Source organism: Vibrio sp. 10N.247.311.51, assembly GCF_041467855.1.
In the GTDB taxonomy this organism is placed as follows: Bacteria; Pseudomonadota; Gammaproteobacteria; order Enterobacterales; family Vibrionaceae; genus Vibrio; species Vibrio coralliirubri.
Genome location: NZ_JBFSVK010000006.1, coordinates 43,190 through 61,122 on the forward strand (window position 1 = coordinate 43,190; position 17,933 = coordinate 61,122).

Sequence of the window (17,933 nt, forward strand, 5' to 3'; positions counted from 1 at the left end):
CCTCTTACCACCTCTAAAACAATTAACTATTTTTCAATAATGCTTTTACAATAAATGAATGCATTACCTTTGCTTAACTCGTTAGTAGAAAAGCGCTCTACGGCACGTTTCAAACACCAGATTAAGTGATCCCCCTAATAATAAAATATAATTCTAATTGTGGAGTGTGACTATGACCGCACGTGAAACTGTGGTTCCAGTTTTACTTGAAAAAGTTTACAAGCTGATTCAAGACAAACTTGACCTTGCTCATCGACCTCTCGTAACTCAACTTGCTCAACACTTGTTTAGTAACGTTTCTCACGACGATCTGACTCAGAGAAACGAATCCGATTTATATGGTGCTGTAGTTAGCTTATGGCATCACATCAATGAAAAGAAAGCCGACGAAATCTCTGTACGCGTTTTCAACCCGACGGTAAGTCGTCAAGGTTGGCAGTCTACTCACACTATCGTTGAGATAGTCGTTCCAGACAGCCCATTCCTTGTTGATTCTGTAAAAATGGCATTGACTCGCCTAGACCTTTCTTCTCACCTTATGCTTCACAACCCAACACAAATCTCTCGCTCAGATAAGGGCAGTGTTGTCGGTGTTAGCAATAACGAAGGTGCATTCCAATCGCTTTTCCATATCGAAGTTGACCGTCTTAGCAGCAAAGCTGAAATGACGGCACTTAAAACGGAATTGCTGGATATTTTTACCGACACTAGCTTAGTCGTGAACGATTGGTTGAATATGGTTGAAAAACTTAAAGAAGTGACCAATCAAGTTGAACAGCAAAAAGAGACCATTCCAGTAGACGGCCAACGCTTTGATGAGACGTTGGCATTTCTTCGTTGGTTAGGTGAACACAACTTCACATTCATGGGTTATAAGGAATATGACCTAGTTTCAGTTAACGGCGACACTGAGCTGCAACCGACTAAGGAGCAAGGTCTTGGTTTGTTTGCGAATTCAGATCGTGTACGTAACGTTAAGTTATCTGAGTTTTCTGATTCGGCACGTCTTGAAGCGAAAAAGCCTTATGTACTTATCGTAACCAAGGGCAACACGGCTTCACGCATTCACCGCCCAGCTTACAATGATTACATTGGTATCAAGAAGTTCGATAAGAACGGTAAGGTCATTGGTGAGCACCGCTTTACTGGTCTTTACACATCTGCCGTTTATAACCAAACCGTAGAAACGATTCCGCTTGTTCGTGAGAAAGTAGAGCGTATCTTGGATGCGAGTGGTTACCGTGAAGGTTCATACTCTTACAAAGCTCTGCACAACATTCTTGAAAACTACCCACGAGATGAACTGCTGCAAGCTCGAGAAGAAGAGCTACTAGAAGTCGGTACGGGCGTAGTGCAAATGCAAGATCGCGATCTTCTGCGTCTGTTCGTTCGCAAAGACCCGTTTGGTCGTTTCTTTAGCTGCATGGTTTACGTAACAAAAGATCGTTACAACACAGAGCTTCGTCGCCAAACACAGCGCATCTTGAAACAGTACTTTGGTTGTGAAGAAGAGGTTGAATTTACAACGTACTTCTCTGAAAGCCCGCTAGCAAGAACGCACTATATTGTTCGTGTTGATAACAACAACATGGATGTGGACGTGAAAACAATTGAGCAAAATTTAATGGAAGTATCGTCTACGTGGGATGACCGTCTGTCTGAATCAATCATTGCAAACTTCGGTGAAAGCAAAGGTCTTCCATTGTCGAAAGAGTACATGCGTGCATTCCCACGTTCGTACAAAGAAGACATGATGCCAGGTTCAGCTGTTGCCGACATCGAACGTTTAGAAGCATTAAGTGAAGACAACAAACTGGGTATGCTTTTCTACCGTCCTCAAGAAGAAGCGGCAGATTCAAAAGCCGTTCGTTTGAAGTTGTTCTACCACAGCGATGAGCCAATTCACCTTTCTGATGTTATGCCAATGCTTGAAAACTTTGGCCTACGCGTTATCGGTGAATCTCCATATGAAGTGCGTAAAACCAACGGTGTGACATATTGGATCCTTGATTTCTCGATGCTGCACAAGAGCGACAAGACCATTGATCTTCGAGAAGCTCGCGATCTTTTCCAACAAGCCTTTGCGGCAATTTGGGCGGGTGAGCTAGATAGCGATGGTTTCAACCGCTTAGTGCTTGGCGCTGGTCTTTCTGGCCGTGAAATCTCAATCTTACGTGCTTATGCTCGTTACATGCGTCAAGTTGGTTTCCCATTCAGCCAACAATACATTGAAGACACATTGTCTCATTACCCAGAATTAGCTAAAGGGTTAGTGAGCCTATTCGGCAAGCGTTTTGACCCGAAACTGAAGGGCAGCGCGAAAGGCCAACAAGATCTTATTAAGAAGATCACTGAACAGTTGGATCATGTAGAAAGCTTGGATGATGATCGTATCATTCGTCGCTACATGGAAATGATCACTGCAACGCTTCGTACTAACTACTACCAAGTAGACGAGAACAAGCAGTCTAAACCTTGGTTGGCTCTGAAAATGAGACCAAGCGAGATTCCAGATATCCCTGCGCCGGTTCCTGCGTTTGAGATCTTCGTTTACGCACCAGACATTGAAGGTGTGCATCTACGTGGCGGTAAAGTAGCACGTGGTGGTTTACGTTGGTCAGACCGTCAAGAGGACTTCCGTACTGAGATTCTAGGCCTAGTTAAAGCGCAACAAGTTAAGAACACGGTTATCGTACCAGTTGGTGCTAAAGGTGGTTTCGTTTGTAAGCGTCAACACATGATGTCTGGCCGAGACGAGATCTTTGCTGAAGGTCAACGTTGTTACAAGCGCTTCATCCGTGCATTGCTAGACGTTTCAGACAACATCATTGAAGGTGAGGTTATCCCACCTAATAGCGTTGTTCGTCACGATGAAGATGACCCATACTTGGTTGTTGCAGCCGATAAAGGCACCGCGACATTCTCAGATCTAGCGAACTCAGTAGCTGAAGAGTACAACTTCTGGTTAGGTGATGCGTTTGCATCGGGTGGCTCTAACGGTTACGACCATAAAGCCATGGGTATCACGGCGAAAGGTGGCTGGGAATCTGTTAAACGTCATTTCCGCGAAATGGGTATCAACTGTCAAAGCACAGACTTCACTGCAATTGGCGTGGGTGATATGGCGGGTGACGTATTTGGTAACGGTATGCTGCTATCTAAGCACATTCGCTTACAAGCCGCGTTTAACCACATGCACATCTTCATTGACCCGAATCCAGAGTCGGCATCAAGCTGGGTAGAGCGTGACCGTCTGTTTAATCTGCCTCGTTCAAGCTGGGAAGATTACAATAAAGACCTGATTTCTCAGGGTGGTGGCATCTTCTCTCGCCGAGCTAAGTCTATTTCTTTGACACCTGAAATTCAGAAAATGCTGGGCACCAAGAAAGCATCAATGGCACCAAATGACTTGATCAAAGCGATCTTGTCTATGAAGGTTGATCTACTTTGGAACGGCGGTATTGGTACTTACGTTAAGTCTTCTAGTGAGACTCATACCGATGTGGGTGACCGTGCAAATGACGTGCTACGTATCGACGGCCGTGATCTGAAAGCTAAGGTTGTTGGTGAGGGCGGTAACTTGGGTATGACTCAATTGGGTCGTATTGAATACGCTCTAACGGGCGGTAGAGTTAATACTGACTTTGTAGATAACGTTGGTGGTGTAGATTGCTCGGATAACGAAGTTAACATTAAGATCTTCTTGAATGGCTTGGTGTCTAATGGTGATCTAACCGTTAAGCAACGTAACCAAGTTCTTGAATCTATGGAAGACGAAGTAGGCGAAATCGTACTCGACGACGCTTACTGCCAAGCTGAGTCTATCTCTGTTACTGAGCATCAAGGTGTTGGCTTAGTGAAAGAGCAAATCCGCTTTATCCACACAATGGAAAAAGCAGGGTACTTAGACCGTGGTTTGGAATACATCCCAGATGACGAAACGCTGCTAGAACGTGAGAAGCAGGGCCAAGCACTAACAAGACCTGAACTATCAGTGTTGATCGCTTACGGTAAAATGGTTCTAAAAGAAGATCTTGTGAGTGATGATATTGCGAATGATGAGTTCCATGCTCAACAACTGATGCAATACTTCCCAACAGAGTTACGCCGTAACTACTCTCAGCACATGGATAACCATCCACTTCGTGCAGAGATCATTGCGACTGCGCTTGCTAACCAAATGGTTAACGAGATGGGCTGTAACTTCGTGACTCGCTTGCAAGAAGAGACGGGCGCAAACATTGTTGATATTGCGAATGCTTACGCGGCATCACGTGAAATCTACGGTTTGGGTAAGGTACTAAAGAGCATTCGTGAACTGGACAACATCTCAAGTTCTGAAGCTCAATACGAATTGCTTTACCATGTACGTCGTACGCTTCGCCGTCTAGCACGCTGGTTGCTAAGAAATCGTACCGGTAAACAGTCAGTGAATGCATTGATTGAGCTTTACCAAGGTGATGTCGTTGCGATTACTGAGAAGCTGGATGAAAACTTAGTGGCTTCAGAAGTCGAAGAGCATCAAGCAATGGCTCAACTATGGATTGACCAAGGTGTAAACGCTGAGTTGGCTAATTCAGTGGCTCGTTTGTCTAGCCTGTACTCAGCACTGGATATATCCACAGTGGCTCGCGAAACAGGTAAAACAGTACAACAAGCGTCTAAGCTTTACTTCAACCTAGGCGACCGTTTGTCACTGCACTGGTTCTTGAAGCAAATCAATGGCCAAGCTGTAGACAACAACTGGCAAGCGCTGGCGCGTGCAGCATTCAGAGAAGATCTGGATTGGCAGCAACGTCAGTTAACTGGCCAAGTTCTTAACTGTGGTTGTGCTTCAGACATCGATGTGATTAAAGCGCTTGATGACTGGATGGAAAGTAACTCTGTTTCTCTACATCGTTGGGAAAGCATCCTAAACGAATTCAAAGTAGGTTCTGTTCATGAGTTTGCGAAGTTCTCAGTCGCATTGCGTGAATTGATGCTGTTGAATCTAAACTGTATGTCGAAAGATTAGTCACTAGATTAAGACGAAAAACTATAAGGGCAGGCCACAAGGTCTGCCTTTTTCGTTTCGGTAAAGTGGAAACAATAGGCCTAACGATTTTTGAAGAACCAATTTCGACGCACACGTTGTTTGTTGTTAAGTGAGCTGGTGGCTGTACTAAGGTTGAGATTAGAAATGGGTTAATAACCTGAAGAAAACGATAACGTTTGCTTAATAATGAACCTCATTCGTTAGCAAACTCGATTATCTTACCCTTACAGACAGTAATAGATTGAATAGTTGGGTAAATAAGTAAATAATATCGCCCCGTTTACACGGGGCTTTTTTCTATCGGAGGCACAATGCTTTACCGTCTAGCCAGAACTGGCTTTTTCCAACTTGATGCCGAAAAGGCACATGATCTTGCAATTCAAAATTTCAAGCGCTTCACAGGCACACCTATTGATCTTTTGTATCGCCAACAATTACCTCACCGACCTGTAGAGTGCATGGGTCTTACTTTTAAAAACCCAGTTGGCTTAGCTGCCGGCCTAGATAAAAACGGCGAATGTATCGATGCATTTGGCGCAATGGGTTTTGGTTTCGTAGAAGTAGGAACAGTGACTCCACGTCCGCAAGCGGGTAACGACAAACCTCGTTTATTCCGTCTTGTTGAAGCTGAAGGTATCATCAACCGCATGGGCTTTAACAACCTAGGCGTCGACAACCTTGTTGAGAATGTTAAGAAGTCGAACTACGATGGCATCTTAGGCATTAACATTGGTAAGAATAAAGACACACCAATTGAAAAGGGCGCTGAAGATTACTTGATCTGTATGGAGAAGGTATATCAATACGCTGGTTACATTGCTGTGAACATCTCTTCACCAAACACTCCAGGACTTCGTTCGCTACAATACGGCGAAGCTCTAGACGATCTATTGTCTGAACTTAAAACGAAACAATCTGAACTGGAAGAGAAGCATGGTAAATATGTGCCTCTTGCTCTTAAGATTGCTCCGGATCTAAGCGACGACGAAATTCGCCAAATTTGTGAATCATTGATCAAAAATAAGATCGATGGTGTGATCGCAACAAACACAACATTGGATCGTTCAATCGTTGAAGGCATGAAACATTGCGATGAAGCGGGTGGCCTAAGTGGACGTCCAGTTCAATCTCGCAGTACTGAAGTAGTTCGCAAACTTCACGAAGAGCTTGGTGACAAACTGCCGATCATTGGAGTAGGTGGTGTTGACTCGTATGTTGCTGCAAAAGAGAAAATGATGGCGGGCGCGAAGCTTGTACAGGTTTACTCTGGTTTCATCTACAAAGGCCCAGGCCTAGTGGGCGACATCGTTAAAAATCTATAAGCGGAAATTGCTTTTATTTTTGAAAAGCGACAATCTGGCATCGTCTTACTAAAAGAGACACTGTAACTCACTGAGTTGTAGAGAAAAGCGATAAGAAAGAGGAATTCATTTCCTCTTTTTTTTTGCCTATTGCTCAGTAAAATTACTGTAATTGAAGGTAATTTTGCGTTTTACCTAATGGAATGGTTCAACAGTGTGAGACGAAATGATGCTTAAACCTAGCGATACATGGAGTTGGTATTACGATGAGCAGCAATGTTCATTAATGCTAAACCTCGGAGAGGATATGATTTTCAAAACGAATCTGGTCCGCAATAAGCTGGTGGACTGCGCGTTTAGAGATAATGAATTCACCGTTGATGACGCATCTTCATACCAAACCTTCAAAGAACAAATTTCTGGCTTAGAACTGTCTGAGCCTCGTCAAGCTGAACTCGCGCTTTATTGCGTGGCAGCAAAGCGCTTCCACAAGCCTGTACAGCCTAAGAGTTGGTTCTTCGACTCACAGGGCGCTGGCCACGAATATCCTCAAGAAGGGGATATCGTACAAATGAATAACGAGCATAGCTTAGGGTATTTCATTGTATTAGAAGTGGGAGAGTGTGCGAGCCTATGTGCATTTGTCGACCTAGAAGAGTTTCTGCTTACACCTTCAAAAGGGTTACGCTTTGGCGACTCAATTAAGGTCATGCACGATAGAATGATAGACGCGAACGCTATTCTTCATCAAACGCACATTGCGATGGTCGGTTAGCCTTCAATCTAGTCCATCATTTCTCACACACATCGCAACGCATCAACCTGTCAAATCTTCCTCAAAATCGGCTCACTAGCCGATTTTTTTGTGCCTAAAAAACCTCATCCTGATAAATACATCACTGCTTAACCATTTAAATAGTGAACTTACGACTATTTTTTCACCTTAATTTCTGCCTGTTTTTATCGCCAGAAGTGTAATTCACTCATCTTTATTCCCTGTTTTTGCCCTTTTGTAGCTAACTTTCACTCTGAATCCTCTCTTGGTATATACCAAATTTAGGGTGAATATAAATTCACATTGTCACTTTGACGGGGATTTGCTCATGAATCGTGTTGGTTTGATAAGTCTTATGTTCTAAGGGGATGTGGGTAAGCGATCGCTTCAACACTGTGCGTTTGCTAGCCAGTTAGAAGAAAGATTCAATGAAAAGACGAGTTTAGTGTGATGCTCTAGTAACAAATTCAGGTATAATCGAGCTCATTTTTATCAATAAAAGAACACTATGAATCAATATCTAGCGGTTACCTCAAATGGCCTTGAGAATTTATTAGTTGAAGAACTAACCCAACTAGGGATTACAAACGCAAAACCTGTTCAAGCAGGTGTTAAATTCAAAGCCACCAATGAGCAAATTTATCGTTGTTGTTTGTGGAGCCGTTTGGCTTCTCGATTTGTACGTGTCCTTTCTGAATTCACTTGTATGGACGACATGGATTTGTACCTATCAACCACTGCGGTTAACTGGGTAAATCAATTCCATAGCTCTAAACGTTTTGTTGTTGACTTCAATGGTACGAACAACGAAATCCGCAATAGCCAATACGGTGCGATGAAAGTAAAAGATGCTGTTGTTGATTGCTTTGAGAAGAAGTCTCTACCTCGTCCTTCTATCAGCAAAGAGAACCCAGACATTCGCATTCACGTTCGTCTACACCGTGATAAAGCGATTCTTGGTGTTGATATGGTGGGCAGCGGTCTTCACCAACGTGGTTACCGTCCAGAATCAGGTCGTGCACCTCTGCGTGAAACACTTGCTGCAGCGATTCTTCTTCGTAGTGGTTGGGATGCGACTAAGCCTTTCCTAGATCCTATGTGTGGTTCAGGTACGTTAGTGATTGAAGCGGCAATGATGGCTGCAAACATGGCTCCAGGTGTTAAACGCCAGAAGTGGTGTTTCGAATCATTAGAAGATTTCGAACCAGAGCTTTGGGCTGAAGTGAAAGCTGAAGCGAACGTTCAAGGTCGTCGTGGCGTAAAGAAAGTAGAATGTAAGTTCTATGGCTATGACAATGATGAACGCATGATCAAAACAGCGCGTGACAATGCTCGTCGTGCTGGTGTTGAAGAGTTGATTGAATTCGAAGTCGGTGATGCTGCAAAACTTAACCGTCCTACCGAGTTTACTGATGGTGTGATTGTTTCTAACCCACCTTATGGTGAGCGTCTTGGTACAGAGCCAGGTCTTATTGCCCTTTACACGGCATTCGGCGCGCAGCTTAAAGCAGAATTTGGTGGTTGTAACGCGTCTATTTTCTCTAGTTCAGATGAACTACTTAGCTGCTTACGCATGCGTGCAGACAAACAGTTCAAATTGAACAACGGTGCGTTACCGTGTCACCAAAAGAACTACTCAATTTCAGATCGTCCGATGTCAGAACGTCCAACGGGCGAGCAAGAACAACTGATTGCTCCTGACTTTGCAAACCGTCTTAAAAAGAACATCGGTAAAATTGGCAAGTGGGCTAAGAAAGAGCAACTAGATTGTTACCGTATCTACGATGCGGACTTACCAGAATACAATGTAGCGATTGACGTATACCCAGGTCACCTTGTGATTCAAGAATACGCAGCGCCTAAAGATGTACCGGAAGAGAAGGCGAAACGTCGTCTGACCGATATTATCCGTGCTTCTATTCAAGTTACCGGCGTTGAAGCAAACAACGTGGTTCTTAAGGTTCGTCAGAAGCAGAAAGGCCGTTCTCAATACCAGAAGATGGCTCAAGACTCATCTAACCTAGAAGTGAACGAATACGGCGTTAAGCTGACTGTTAATCTTCATGATTACTTAGATACGGGGTTGTTCCTAGATCATAAGATCACTCGTCGTCGTATCGGTGAGATGGCAGCAGGCAAAGACTTCCTAAACCTGTTTGCTTACACGGGCAGTGCATCTGTTCATGCTGCAGTCGGTGGCGCACGCTCTACAACAACGGTTGATATGTCTAATACCTACCTTGAGTGGGCAAAGCAGAACATGGAGCTTAATGGCCGTGTTGGTCGTCAACATCAATTTGTGCAAGCTGACTGCTTACAGTGGTTGGTTAAAGAGCAGGGTTCTTATGACCTGATCTTTATTGATCCACCTACGTTCTCAAACTCTAAGCGTATGGATCAATCTTTCGATGTTCAACGTGATCACATTCAGTTGATGGAAAACCTTAAGCGTCTTCTCCGTGAAGAAGGCACGATTGTGTTCTCTAACAACAAGCGTCACTTCAAAATGGATCTAGAAGGTCTGGAAGCTTTAGGTCTTAAAGCTCAGAATATCTCAGCTAAGACGCTTCCATTGGACTTTTCTCGCAATAAGCACATTCATAACAGCTGGTTGATTACTCATAAGTAGTTAAGAGATTGTATAAGGATATATAGTGCTGACTCTCTACAGTACAGAAGGGTGCCATCTATGTGAGATGGCATTCCAACTCACGGAACAGTTAAACATTAGCCATCACGTCAACGTCGTCGACATTGCATTTGATGATGAGCTCTTTTCCCGTTACGGGGTCACTATTCCGGTGCTCAAATTTGAAAGCTCTGACCTTTCTCAAAGCTCAGAGCTTAACTGGCCATTTGGCTTGTTAGAACTTAATGATTGGTTAAAGAAGAATGGCATTACTTACAATTCATAACGGGCAATTAGCGTTTGGCGATCACCCGTTATTAGATCGTGCGGACTTTGCGCTGCAAGAAAACGAACGTGTGTGTTTAGTAGGGCGGAATGGCGCTGGTAAGTCTACATTGATGAAAATCCTGTCTGGAAACATCATCATGGACGATGGCAAGATGCAAATCACACAAGATGTGGTTGTATCTCGCCTTGAGCAAGATCCACCGCGTAATGAAGAAGGCACCGTTTATGATTACGTTGCTGGTGGCCTAGCGGAAATCGGTGAACAGTTGAAGATTTATCATGATCTTCTGGATCTCATTGGTACTGACCCTAGCGAAAAGAACTTAAATCGCCTTACTCGCGTTCAAGAGCAACTTGATCATGCGAATGCATGGCGTTTCGAAGATCGCGTAAGTAACGTAATGGCTGCGCTTAAACTCACGGCTGAAACAAAACTGACCGATTTGTCTGGTGGTTGGCAGCGTAAAGCGGCGCTTGCTCGTGCGCTTGTATGTGACCCAGATGTGCTTCTACTCGACGAACCGACTAACCACTTGGATGTTGCGACAATCGAATGGTTAGAAGGCTTCCTGAAAGACTTCCGTGGTTCAATCATCTTTATCTCGCATGACCGTGCTTTCATCAAATCGATGGCAACACGCATTGTTGATCTTGATCGTGGTAAGTTGAGCTCGTTCCCTGGTGATTACGAAAACTACCTGTTAGATAAAGAAGAAGCGTTACGTGTCGAAGAGATGCAAAACGCTGAATTTGATAAGAAGCTTGCTCAAGAAGAAGTATGGATTCGTCAGGGCATTAAAGCTCGTAGAACTCGTAACGAAGGCCGCGTACGTGCGCTTAAGAAGCTACGCGAAGAACGTTTGAACCGTCGTGAAGTGCAGGGCAAAGCGATTATCCAAATCGACGATGGCCAGCGTTCAGGCAAGATTGTATTTGAAGCTGAGAGTCTTAACTTTGGCTTTGAAGGCAAAGAAATTGTTAAGGACTTTAGCTTTAACATTATGCGTGGCGATCGTATCGCTCTGATTGGTCCTAACGGTTGTGGTAAGAGTACGGTACTTAAGCTGCTTCTTGACCAGCTTAAGCCTGATTCAGGTCGTCTGCATTGTGGTACTAAACTTGAAGTGGCTTACTTCGACCAATACCGTGAAATCCTAGACCCTGAGAAGTCTGTAATTGATAACCTAGCGGACGGTAAGCAAGAAGTGACAGTAGGCGGCCGTGAGCGTCATGCACTAAGCTACTTACAAGATTTCTTATTCTCACCTAAACGTGCTCGTACTCCTGTTAAGGCACTATCTGGTGGTGAGAAAAACCGTCTGTTATTAGCTCGTATCTTCCTTAAGTCGAACAACTTATTGATTCTCGATGAGCCAACCAACGATCTAGATATCGAAACTTTGGAACTTTTAGAAGATTTGCTTGCCAACTATCAGGGTACGCTTCTTTTAGTGAGCCACGATCGTCAGTTTGTTGATAACACGGTTATGACAAGTTGGATCTTCGAAGGTAACGGTGTAATTGAAGAATTTGTTGGTGGCTACCACGATGCTCAGCAGCAAAGAAAGCAAGCATTAGAGTACCGACAGGTTGAAAAGCCATCAAAGCCTGAGAAAGTAGTTGAGGAAACTCCCAAAACTGCGCCAGTTAAGGCTAAACCTAAGAAGTTATCGTATAAGCTACAACGAGAACTAGAAGCGCTACCAATGCGTTTAGAAGAATTGGAAACTCAAATTGAAACTCTTCAGGAAGAAGTCAACGATCCAAGCTTCTTTTCAAAATCTGTAGAGCAGACACAACCAGTATTAGATAAGCTATCTGCAGCAGAGCAGGAGCTTGAAGTTGCTTTTGAGCGCTGGGAAGAGCTCGAGGCACTACAACAGGAAAGTTAAGAAGTAATAATGACTTGTACTAAATTTAAATTAACAACAGTTGCAGCATTAGTTTTTGCTGCAACTAACGCGAACGCTGCGCTTTATAAGGTAGTTGAAGTTACTCCTTCGATTACGGGTGCATCTGAGATCTTTGGTGTTGCGATTCAACCTGGTACTGCTTCAGACGGAACGAATGATCTTGCACTAGGATGTTTTGATTCGGCCGCGACCAATTGTGCGGACAGTACATTTAAGCTTGCTGGTGAAACTCGTGATACTGTTGAAGCGGTAAGCTATCGAGAGGAAGTCCCATTTGCTATGGACGCTTCTTTTCGATATATACAAGAAAACGACGACTTTGAAAACTATTGTTATCGTGAGCTTAGATATTCAACTTGTGAAAGCTGGGCCGATCAACGCTGGAGCACATGGCGTCAAGAGAAGGGCGATTATAGTTATCTTAATGCCCAAGCTTTTGTTGAGGGCTTAGTCGAATTTACTACTACTAATACAGTTATTACTGCTTTAGATCTAGATGCTCGACCTTTAGGCATTAAATCAAATGGTAAAGATATACGAAATACAGCAATAGCAACAGTTGGTGCGCCTGATGATAACGATTCAGAAACGCGAGCTTGGGGCAGCTTAACCTACAATTCAACTACTTATAATGTTGGCAGTATTTCAACAAACCAAACTAATGACGAAGGTGATGTTTTTAGTTCCAAAGCTGCTATCTGGGATGGAACTACCACAAAAGAGATCGATTGGATCAGAAGTGGATCTGCTAAGGAAGGGGAATATTTAGCTCAAGGAAGTATGCGGTCATTGACCATTGATAATAATGAGATCTATGGCGTTGGTTTTAACACTGCTAATGGGAGTGGTGATTTACAAGATATGAACGCTAGTGTATTTGTTAGTAGCGGTTTAGATCTTATGACCGCAACTTGGGAAACGAGAGTTGTGTCCGGCGCAGAAGTTAAGTCAGGTTCGTCAAGTGATGATGCTAGATATAGTAACTCAGTTTTAAGTGATATTAACCAAAACTTGTTTGCTGTCGGCTACTCTAAGCGTAACGGTTATGTCCCAGAGAGTGGTAGCGCAGGTAATAAGATTTTCGTTGTAACTGATGCATCAACTCCGACTGCAACGTACTTGTCTGGTGGTATCTTCTTCGGTGGTTCGAGCGGTGAAGCTAAAGCGGTGAATAACTTCAATGAGTTTGTTGGCCAGATTGACGCAGAAACAACTCGTGAGGTTGATGGTAGCGAGCGTCGACACCGTGGTTTTATTTATCCCTATAAATCTGACGATGTTTCAGGTACGTTGACGGAACGTTACAGTGGTGTTTTTCGCAGCAAATCATGGTGGTTAGATGACTTAACTAATGGTGCTAATACTGATGGTCAGGACTATTCTAACGCTAATAATTATTTCCGTGTGATCGATGCGACAGACATTAATGATGCTGGTGTTATATCGGGAACTGCCATCAAGTGTACTGTAAATGGTACAGCGCAACCTTATGACACAACTGCACATAACTCCTACTGTGGCGGAGCTGCTTCCAACGCAGTTGAAGAGGTTGTCGCAGTTAAGTTGGTTCCTATTAGCGGTGCTACTGAAGAAGATATCCAGACTCGTAGCACCGACACCGAGAAAGTCGAGCGCCAAGGTGGTAGCCTAGGTTGGTTAGCTTTGACTGTGCTTGGTCTATTGGGGTTCCGCAGAAAATTTAAATAATTTTATCTCTTGAGCCCGAGTTCACAATTCTGAACTCGGGCTTTTTTTCGCCTTGAGAAAATTGAAAATTTGATCGATTCTTAAAGTTGGAGTCACAAAAACTCCGCAAAGTTGTAATCATTGTATGTTAGTAAATGGAACACCCGTATGAGGACTGCACTATGAAGAGACAAAAGCGTGATCGACTAGAACGAGCACAATCTCAAGGCTACAAGGCTGGTTTAAATGGACGGTCGCAAGAAGCTTGCCCATATAGCCAAATGGATTCTCGGTCTTATTGGTTAGGTGGATGGCGTGACGCCAAAGATGACAAGCAATCAGGTCTCTATAAGTAGAATAGGGCACAAGGAATTAAAGGTCAGGGCTCCATTGTCTGTTGATTTCAACGGCTGGGGCCTTGTTAGTTTCAGAAGAATGCCAAGATCCCCAGAGCTAAAAGTATTATAATTTCGCTATCATAAGAGCGCGTTGCTGGTGGGTTTAACCTATTTCACAATCGGGCTTGGATACCCTAGCGCACTATAACTAATTTTGTTGGAATGAAAATAAAGCAGCCATGGGCTGCTTTATTAAAAAACTAACTATTAGATTAGAATGCTGACGTATCTTGGAAAAGGCCAACTTTCAGATCTTTAGCAACATAGATCTCTTTACCATCAACAAGTACGCGACCATCCGCTAGGCCCATCACTAGTCGACGGTTAACAACGCGCTTCATGTGGATCTCGTAAGTTACTTTTTTCGCTGTAGGTAGAATTTGACCTGTGAATTTCACTTCGCCAACACCTAGAGCACGACCTTTACCTTCGCCGCCAACCCAACCAAGGTAGAAGCCAACAAGCTGCCACATTGCGTCAAGGCCTAGACAACCAGGCATTACTGGGTCACCCGGGAAGTGACAATCGAAGAACCATAGGTCAGGAGTAATATCCAGCTCAGCAAGAACTAAACCTTTACCGTAATCACCTTCAGTTTCAGACATCTTAGTGATGCGATCCATCATTAACATGTTCGGTGCTGGTAGTTGAGGGCCTTGTGGCCATAGTTCGCCTTGGCTTGATGCTAGAAGCTCTTCGCGAGTGTAAGAATCACGTTTGTTTTGCATTATCAATTACTCCGATTTTTGATAGGTGCATATTAGTGAACAGGTGTACGCTAAACAAGTCCGATCAGTACTAGACAAACCAGTTTTTAATGCGTCCAACGATTCCAATAGGGCGCTCATGTCTTTCAAAGTTTTCAATACGTTCCGCGATTTTACTCAGAACGCTTTCTTGTTCATCGTCTCTAAATGGCTTGTTCATAATGAGAGGAATTGCTTCGTCTACATTAGACACAGACCAAATATGGAATTCTTCATTCTTAATGCTTTCAATAAGGTCAGGCTTTAGTGCAAGGTGTCTTAAATTCGATCTTGGTAGGATCACACCTTGTTCGCCTGTTAGGCCGTTATGTTTACACACATGGTAGAAGCCTTCGATTTTCTCGTTTAGCCCGCCAACAGCTTGTACACGACCAAATTGGTCTACTGCACCAGTAACCGCTATTTGTTGATTGATAGGGTATTCAGACAAAGCACTCACCAGAGAGCAAAGTTCCGCTAGAGAAGCACTATCGCCATCGACTTCGCAGTACGATTGCTCAAACACAACAGAAGCCGCGTATGGCAACGGATCTTCTAGGTTTAGTGCGCTGCTCACAAATGCTTGCATGATCATCATACCTTTAGCATGAAGATTACCACCCAACTCGGCTTTGCGCTCAACGTCGGCAATATCACCATCACCAAAGTGAATAACGCAGGAAATTCGTGCAGGTTCACCATAAGAGATCGGGTGTCCTGGAACATCGATAACCGTCAGACCATTAACTTGACCAACTTGTTCGCCCTCGGTTTCGATAATGACTTGGCCATCTCGAATATCATCAAGAGCGCGTTCTGGTAGGTACGATTCACGGTTGTATTTGTGCTGTTGAGCTTGTTGGATATGGTGAATATCAATCTCGCCATTGTCGGATTCAATCAAAGCTTCGTTCAATAACGCATTGTGCCAAATAGGACATAATGGAATATAGCTCTGATCTTCAGTCTCTCTTGCTCCGGCAGTAAGAATGCCCGTCAACGCTTGTTGCGTGATGGTTGGCAATTCATAGCGTTGTTGAAGCCACTTAAGGTAACCAAGATATTGAGTCAAAGTATCTTCAGATAGCTTGATATCTTGTTCAATTTCGCTAAATAGGCAAAAACCGGTTTGAATATCGCTGTCCAGGTAATCAAGGTCACCTAGTTGAGCTCTGTCTCCAACGACAATCAACTTAATGTTGTAAGTCAAAGGCAAAGTCGGGGATTGGTTCAAGTGCTCTGGATTGCTGCTGATAGGCTCTACGGCTTCACCAAGCAGTGCTGATTTAAGCAGTAACCAGCTTCCTGGGTTGGCCAAGATCAAGTTTGCTGAAACGATCAGGTAGCCATTGTTTGCTCTAGCCAGTAGGCCGGGCTTTGTCGCAACAACCTTACCGTCTTTCGATTGAACTTGGTCAAACAGAGAAACAGCATTTAAAGACTCAGTTTTTATAACCGGTAGAGTGTGATCATCTAAAGCAGTGACTAGAGATTCAACAATCATTTGACGATAGATCGAATTGTCTGGAGCGTTTACAAGTAAAACACGCGAAAGGTTAGACAAACGGACAAAGCGGGTTAGCGCATCTTTGAATCTATGTTGAATATCTGAAAACGGGAAAGGCGAGATGTCAGGGAATTGCTCTAATTGAGCGCTATATTCGTCGTACTGAGGCGTAACATGTCGCCAATCTACTTGAGTCATTTAAGTTTCTGATTATGATAATGAGGTAGGGAGTATATAGAAAAACCGATCTCGCTTGTAGCTCTATGTTGTAGTTACTAATCACTAAGCTAATATAAGTATGATCTTGGTCTATTCTTTCAAGACAATAATTGTTAAATAGCCCATTTTGGGTTACGCTGTCACTAGGATTAACTCTCGAGATTAGACATGAAATATCAGCAACTTGAAAACTTGGAATGTGGTTGGAAATGGAACTATCTGGTCAAAAAATGGAAAGAAGGCGAGTCGATCACCTGCCACATTGATTCAAGTGAAGCTGACGTTGCTGTTAAAGCCTTATTGAAGCTCGAACACCAACCTACAGGTGTCCTTGAGTGGATATCTAATAACATGTCTCCTGAGCTCGATAACAAGCTTAAACAAGCGATCAGAGCTAAGAGAAAACGCCACTTCAATGCTGAACAAGTTCATACAAAGAAAAAATCAATCGACCTTGATTACCGAGTATGGGAAAAGCTATCTCAACGCGCGAACGAGCTAGGCTGTACGCTCTCAGATGCCATCGAGTATTTGGTTAGCGAAGCGTCCCGCAGTGAACAGGCGAGCAAAACAGTAACCAGTCTCAAAGAAGACTTAAGCAAGCTTCTTTCTGACGATAAATAATCATCAACAGTAGTGGTGACATTATGATGTACGTGATCTTAATCGGTGCGGCGTTGGTCTTTTGGTTAGTTGCTGTTGATCGACCGGTATTAAAAATCAAATTTAGCGATGGGGCGATCGAACAAGTTAAAGGTCATCTTCCACCGAGCTTTAAGCACAACCTTCAAGAAATTGGTCACAACAACGCCTTTAAAGGTGAGTTAAAAGTGTATGCTAAGCGCTCTGGCTACAATCTCAAGTTCACTAAAGATGTGCCTAAAAACGTACAACAACGTATTCGTAACGTGTTCCCGCATAATGGTTTTAAGTCTAAAGGCTCAAAGAAAGCGTAATCGTTTAGAGTTACGCATGAGCTGGTCAATCCTCATACTAATTTAATCCTTCATTTTCTTTAAATCTCCGCATACTGTTCTCACCTTCAACAAAGAGAGAGCAGTATGAGATATTTAGTATTCGTATTGTGTTTTTTATCCCCAGTTGCTTTTGCCGACGATGCATTGGTTAATCCCGTCGCTAAAAAAATCAAAGTCACCGTCATGAAAGGGCTCAACAAGAGCAATGTTGATTTCGATGGTTATTGCGATCTTATGATTGAGATGAAGCACTCTAAAGGTTACGCAAGAATCAAAAAGGTGAGAACGTCTGGTGATAGCAACGTTTGCAAACAGGCGAAAAAGTACTTGCCGAAGAAGACAAAGTTCAAATACAGCTTTCCAGAAAAGTATATCCGGCTATATATCACGTATTAGCTGCCTTAAGCGCACTATAACTAAATAATCTTGATTTCATTGAAACAATTTCGTGAACCAATC

13 protein-coding genes are annotated in these 17,933 nt (G+C 43.4%); 11 read left to right on the plus strand and 2 right to left on the minus strand.

The window, feature by feature from the left end; translation table 11 throughout:
* The first annotated feature begins 172 nt into the window (after positions 1-172).
* The 8 genes from AB6E85_RS07450 (at position 173) to rmf (ending at position 13,983) form a co-directional block, all read left to right on the plus strand.
* Positions 173-5,014 carry an NAD-glutamate dehydrogenase gene (locus AB6E85_RS07450; RefSeq protein WP_372142076.1) on the plus strand — a complete coding sequence of 1,614 codons (4,842 nt, stop codon included), beginning with the start codon at positions 173-175 and terminating at the stop codon, positions 5,012-5,014.
* A 332-nt stretch (positions 5,015-5,346) separates the two neighbouring features.
* On the plus strand, positions 5,347-6,357 hold the full coding sequence (gene pyrD, locus AB6E85_RS07455; protein WP_017063847.1) for a quinone-dependent dihydroorotate dehydrogenase: 1,011 nt from the start codon (positions 5,347-5,349) through the stop codon (positions 6,355-6,357).
* A 205-nt stretch (positions 6,358-6,562) separates the two neighbouring features.
* A complete protein-coding gene (locus AB6E85_RS07460; RefSeq protein WP_017059680.1) occupies positions 6,563-7,111 on the plus strand; it encodes a cell division protein ZapC in 549 nt (182 codons plus the stop codon).
* A 508-nt stretch (positions 7,112-7,619) separates the two neighbouring features.
* On the plus strand, positions 7,620-9,740 hold the full coding sequence (gene rlmKL / locus AB6E85_RS07465; RefSeq protein WP_372142078.1) for a bifunctional 23S rRNA (guanine(2069)-N(7))-methyltransferase RlmK/23S rRNA (guanine(2445)-N(2))-methyltransferase RlmL: 2,121 nt from the start codon (positions 7,620-7,622) through the stop codon (positions 9,738-9,740).
* Positions 9,741-9,765: 25 nt separating this feature from the next.
* Positions 9,766-10,026 (plus strand): glutaredoxin family protein, encoded by a 261-nt coding sequence (locus tag AB6E85_RS07470; RefSeq protein ID WP_019823251.1) that lies wholly within the window; start codon positions 9,766-9,768, stop codon positions 10,024-10,026.
* Complete coding sequence (locus AB6E85_RS07475; RefSeq protein WP_372142079.1) at positions 10,004-11,920, plus strand: ABC transporter ATP-binding protein; 1,917 nt, start codon at positions 10,004-10,006, stop codon at positions 11,918-11,920. Before AB6E85_RS07470 ends, AB6E85_RS07475 begins: the two co-directional genes overlap by 23 nt.
* Positions 11,921-11,929: 9 nt before the next feature.
* Positions 11,930-13,648 (plus strand): DUF3466 family protein, encoded by a 1,719-nt coding sequence (locus tag AB6E85_RS07480; protein WP_372142080.1) that lies wholly within the window; start codon positions 11,930-11,932, stop codon positions 13,646-13,648.
* A 161-nt stretch (positions 13,649-13,809) separates the two neighbouring features.
* Entirely contained in the window at positions 13,810-13,983 is a 174-nt protein-coding gene (gene rmf / locus AB6E85_RS07485) for a ribosome modulation factor (RefSeq protein WP_017059676.1), read from the plus strand.
* Positions 13,984-14,237: 254 nt separating this feature from the next.
* Here the strand turns inward: rmf and fabA are convergent, their stop codons facing one another.
* Both fabA and AB6E85_RS07495 read right to left on the minus strand, forming a co-directional pair.
* Positions 14,238-14,753 carry a bifunctional 3-hydroxydecanoyl-ACP dehydratase/trans-2-decenoyl-ACP isomerase gene (gene fabA, locus AB6E85_RS07490; RefSeq protein WP_017059675.1) on the minus strand — a complete coding sequence of 172 codons (516 nt, stop codon included), beginning with the start codon at positions 14,751-14,753 and terminating at the stop codon, positions 14,238-14,240.
* A 70-nt stretch (positions 14,754-14,823) separates the two neighbouring features.
* Positions 14,824-16,476 carry an AAA family ATPase gene (locus AB6E85_RS07495; RefSeq protein WP_372142081.1) on the minus strand — a complete coding sequence of 551 codons (1,653 nt, stop codon included), beginning with the start codon at positions 16,474-16,476 and terminating at the stop codon, positions 14,824-14,826.
* Between the two features lie 189 nt (positions 16,477-16,665).
* Here AB6E85_RS07495 and matP point away from each other — a divergent pair, with 189 nt between their 5' ends.
* From matP to AB6E85_RS07510, 3 genes are all read left to right on the plus strand, one after another.
* The gene (gene matP, locus AB6E85_RS07500) at positions 16,666-17,121 is read left to right on the plus strand and encodes a macrodomain Ter protein MatP (protein WP_017059673.1); all 456 of its coding nucleotides are present in this window, start codon (positions 16,666-16,668) and stop codon (positions 17,119-17,121) included.
* A 23-nt stretch (positions 17,122-17,144) separates the two neighbouring features.
* Complete coding sequence (locus AB6E85_RS07505; protein ID WP_048612126.1) at positions 17,145-17,453, plus strand: DUF3634 family protein; 309 nt, start codon at positions 17,145-17,147, stop codon at positions 17,451-17,453.
* 105 nt (positions 17,454-17,558) lie between these two features.
* Positions 17,559-17,870: a hypothetical protein gene (locus AB6E85_RS07510; RefSeq protein WP_372142083.1), complete on the plus strand. Its 312-nt coding sequence runs from the start codon at positions 17,559-17,561 to the stop codon at positions 17,868-17,870.
* Positions 17,871-17,933: the final 63 nt, after the last annotated feature.

Excerpts from the sequence above, each read along its gene's own strand:
- AB6E85_RS07450 (WP_372142076.1), top strand. The coding sequence starts at position 173 with ATGACCGCACGTGAAACTGTGGTTCCAGTTTTACTTGAAAAAGTTTAC.
- pyrD (WP_017063847.1), top strand. The coding sequence starts at position 5,347 with ATGCTTTACCGTCTAGCCAGAACTGGCTTTTTCCAACTTGATGCCGAA.
- AB6E85_RS07460 (WP_017059680.1), top strand. The coding sequence starts at position 6,563 with ATGATGCTTAAACCTAGCGATACATGGAGTTGGTATTACGATGAGCAG.
- rlmKL (WP_372142078.1), top strand. The coding sequence starts at position 7,620 with ATGAATCAATATCTAGCGGTTACCTCAAATGGCCTTGAGAATTTATTA.
- AB6E85_RS07475 (WP_372142079.1), top strand. The coding sequence starts at position 10,004 with ATGGCATTACTTACAATTCATAACGGGCAATTAGCGTTTGGCGATCAC.
- AB6E85_RS07480 (WP_372142080.1), top strand. The coding sequence starts at position 11,930 with ATGACTTGTACTAAATTTAAATTAACAACAGTTGCAGCATTAGTTTTT.
- rmf (WP_017059676.1), top strand. The coding sequence starts at position 13,810 with ATGAAGAGACAAAAGCGTGATCGACTAGAACGAGCACAATCTCAAGGC.
- fabA (WP_017059675.1), bottom strand. The coding sequence starts at position 14,753 with ATGCAAAACAAACGTGATTCTTACACTCGCGAAGAGCTTCTAGCATCA.
- AB6E85_RS07495 (WP_372142081.1), bottom strand. The coding sequence starts at position 16,476 with ATGACTCAAGTAGATTGGCGACATGTTACGCCTCAGTACGACGAATAT.
- matP (WP_017059673.1), top strand. The coding sequence starts at position 16,666 with ATGAAATATCAGCAACTTGAAAACTTGGAATGTGGTTGGAAATGGAAC.
- AB6E85_RS07505 (WP_048612126.1), top strand. The coding sequence starts at position 17,145 with ATGATGTACGTGATCTTAATCGGTGCGGCGTTGGTCTTTTGGTTAGTT.
- AB6E85_RS07510 (WP_372142083.1), top strand. The coding sequence starts at position 17,559 with ATGAGATATTTAGTATTCGTATTGTGTTTTTTATCCCCAGTTGCTTTT.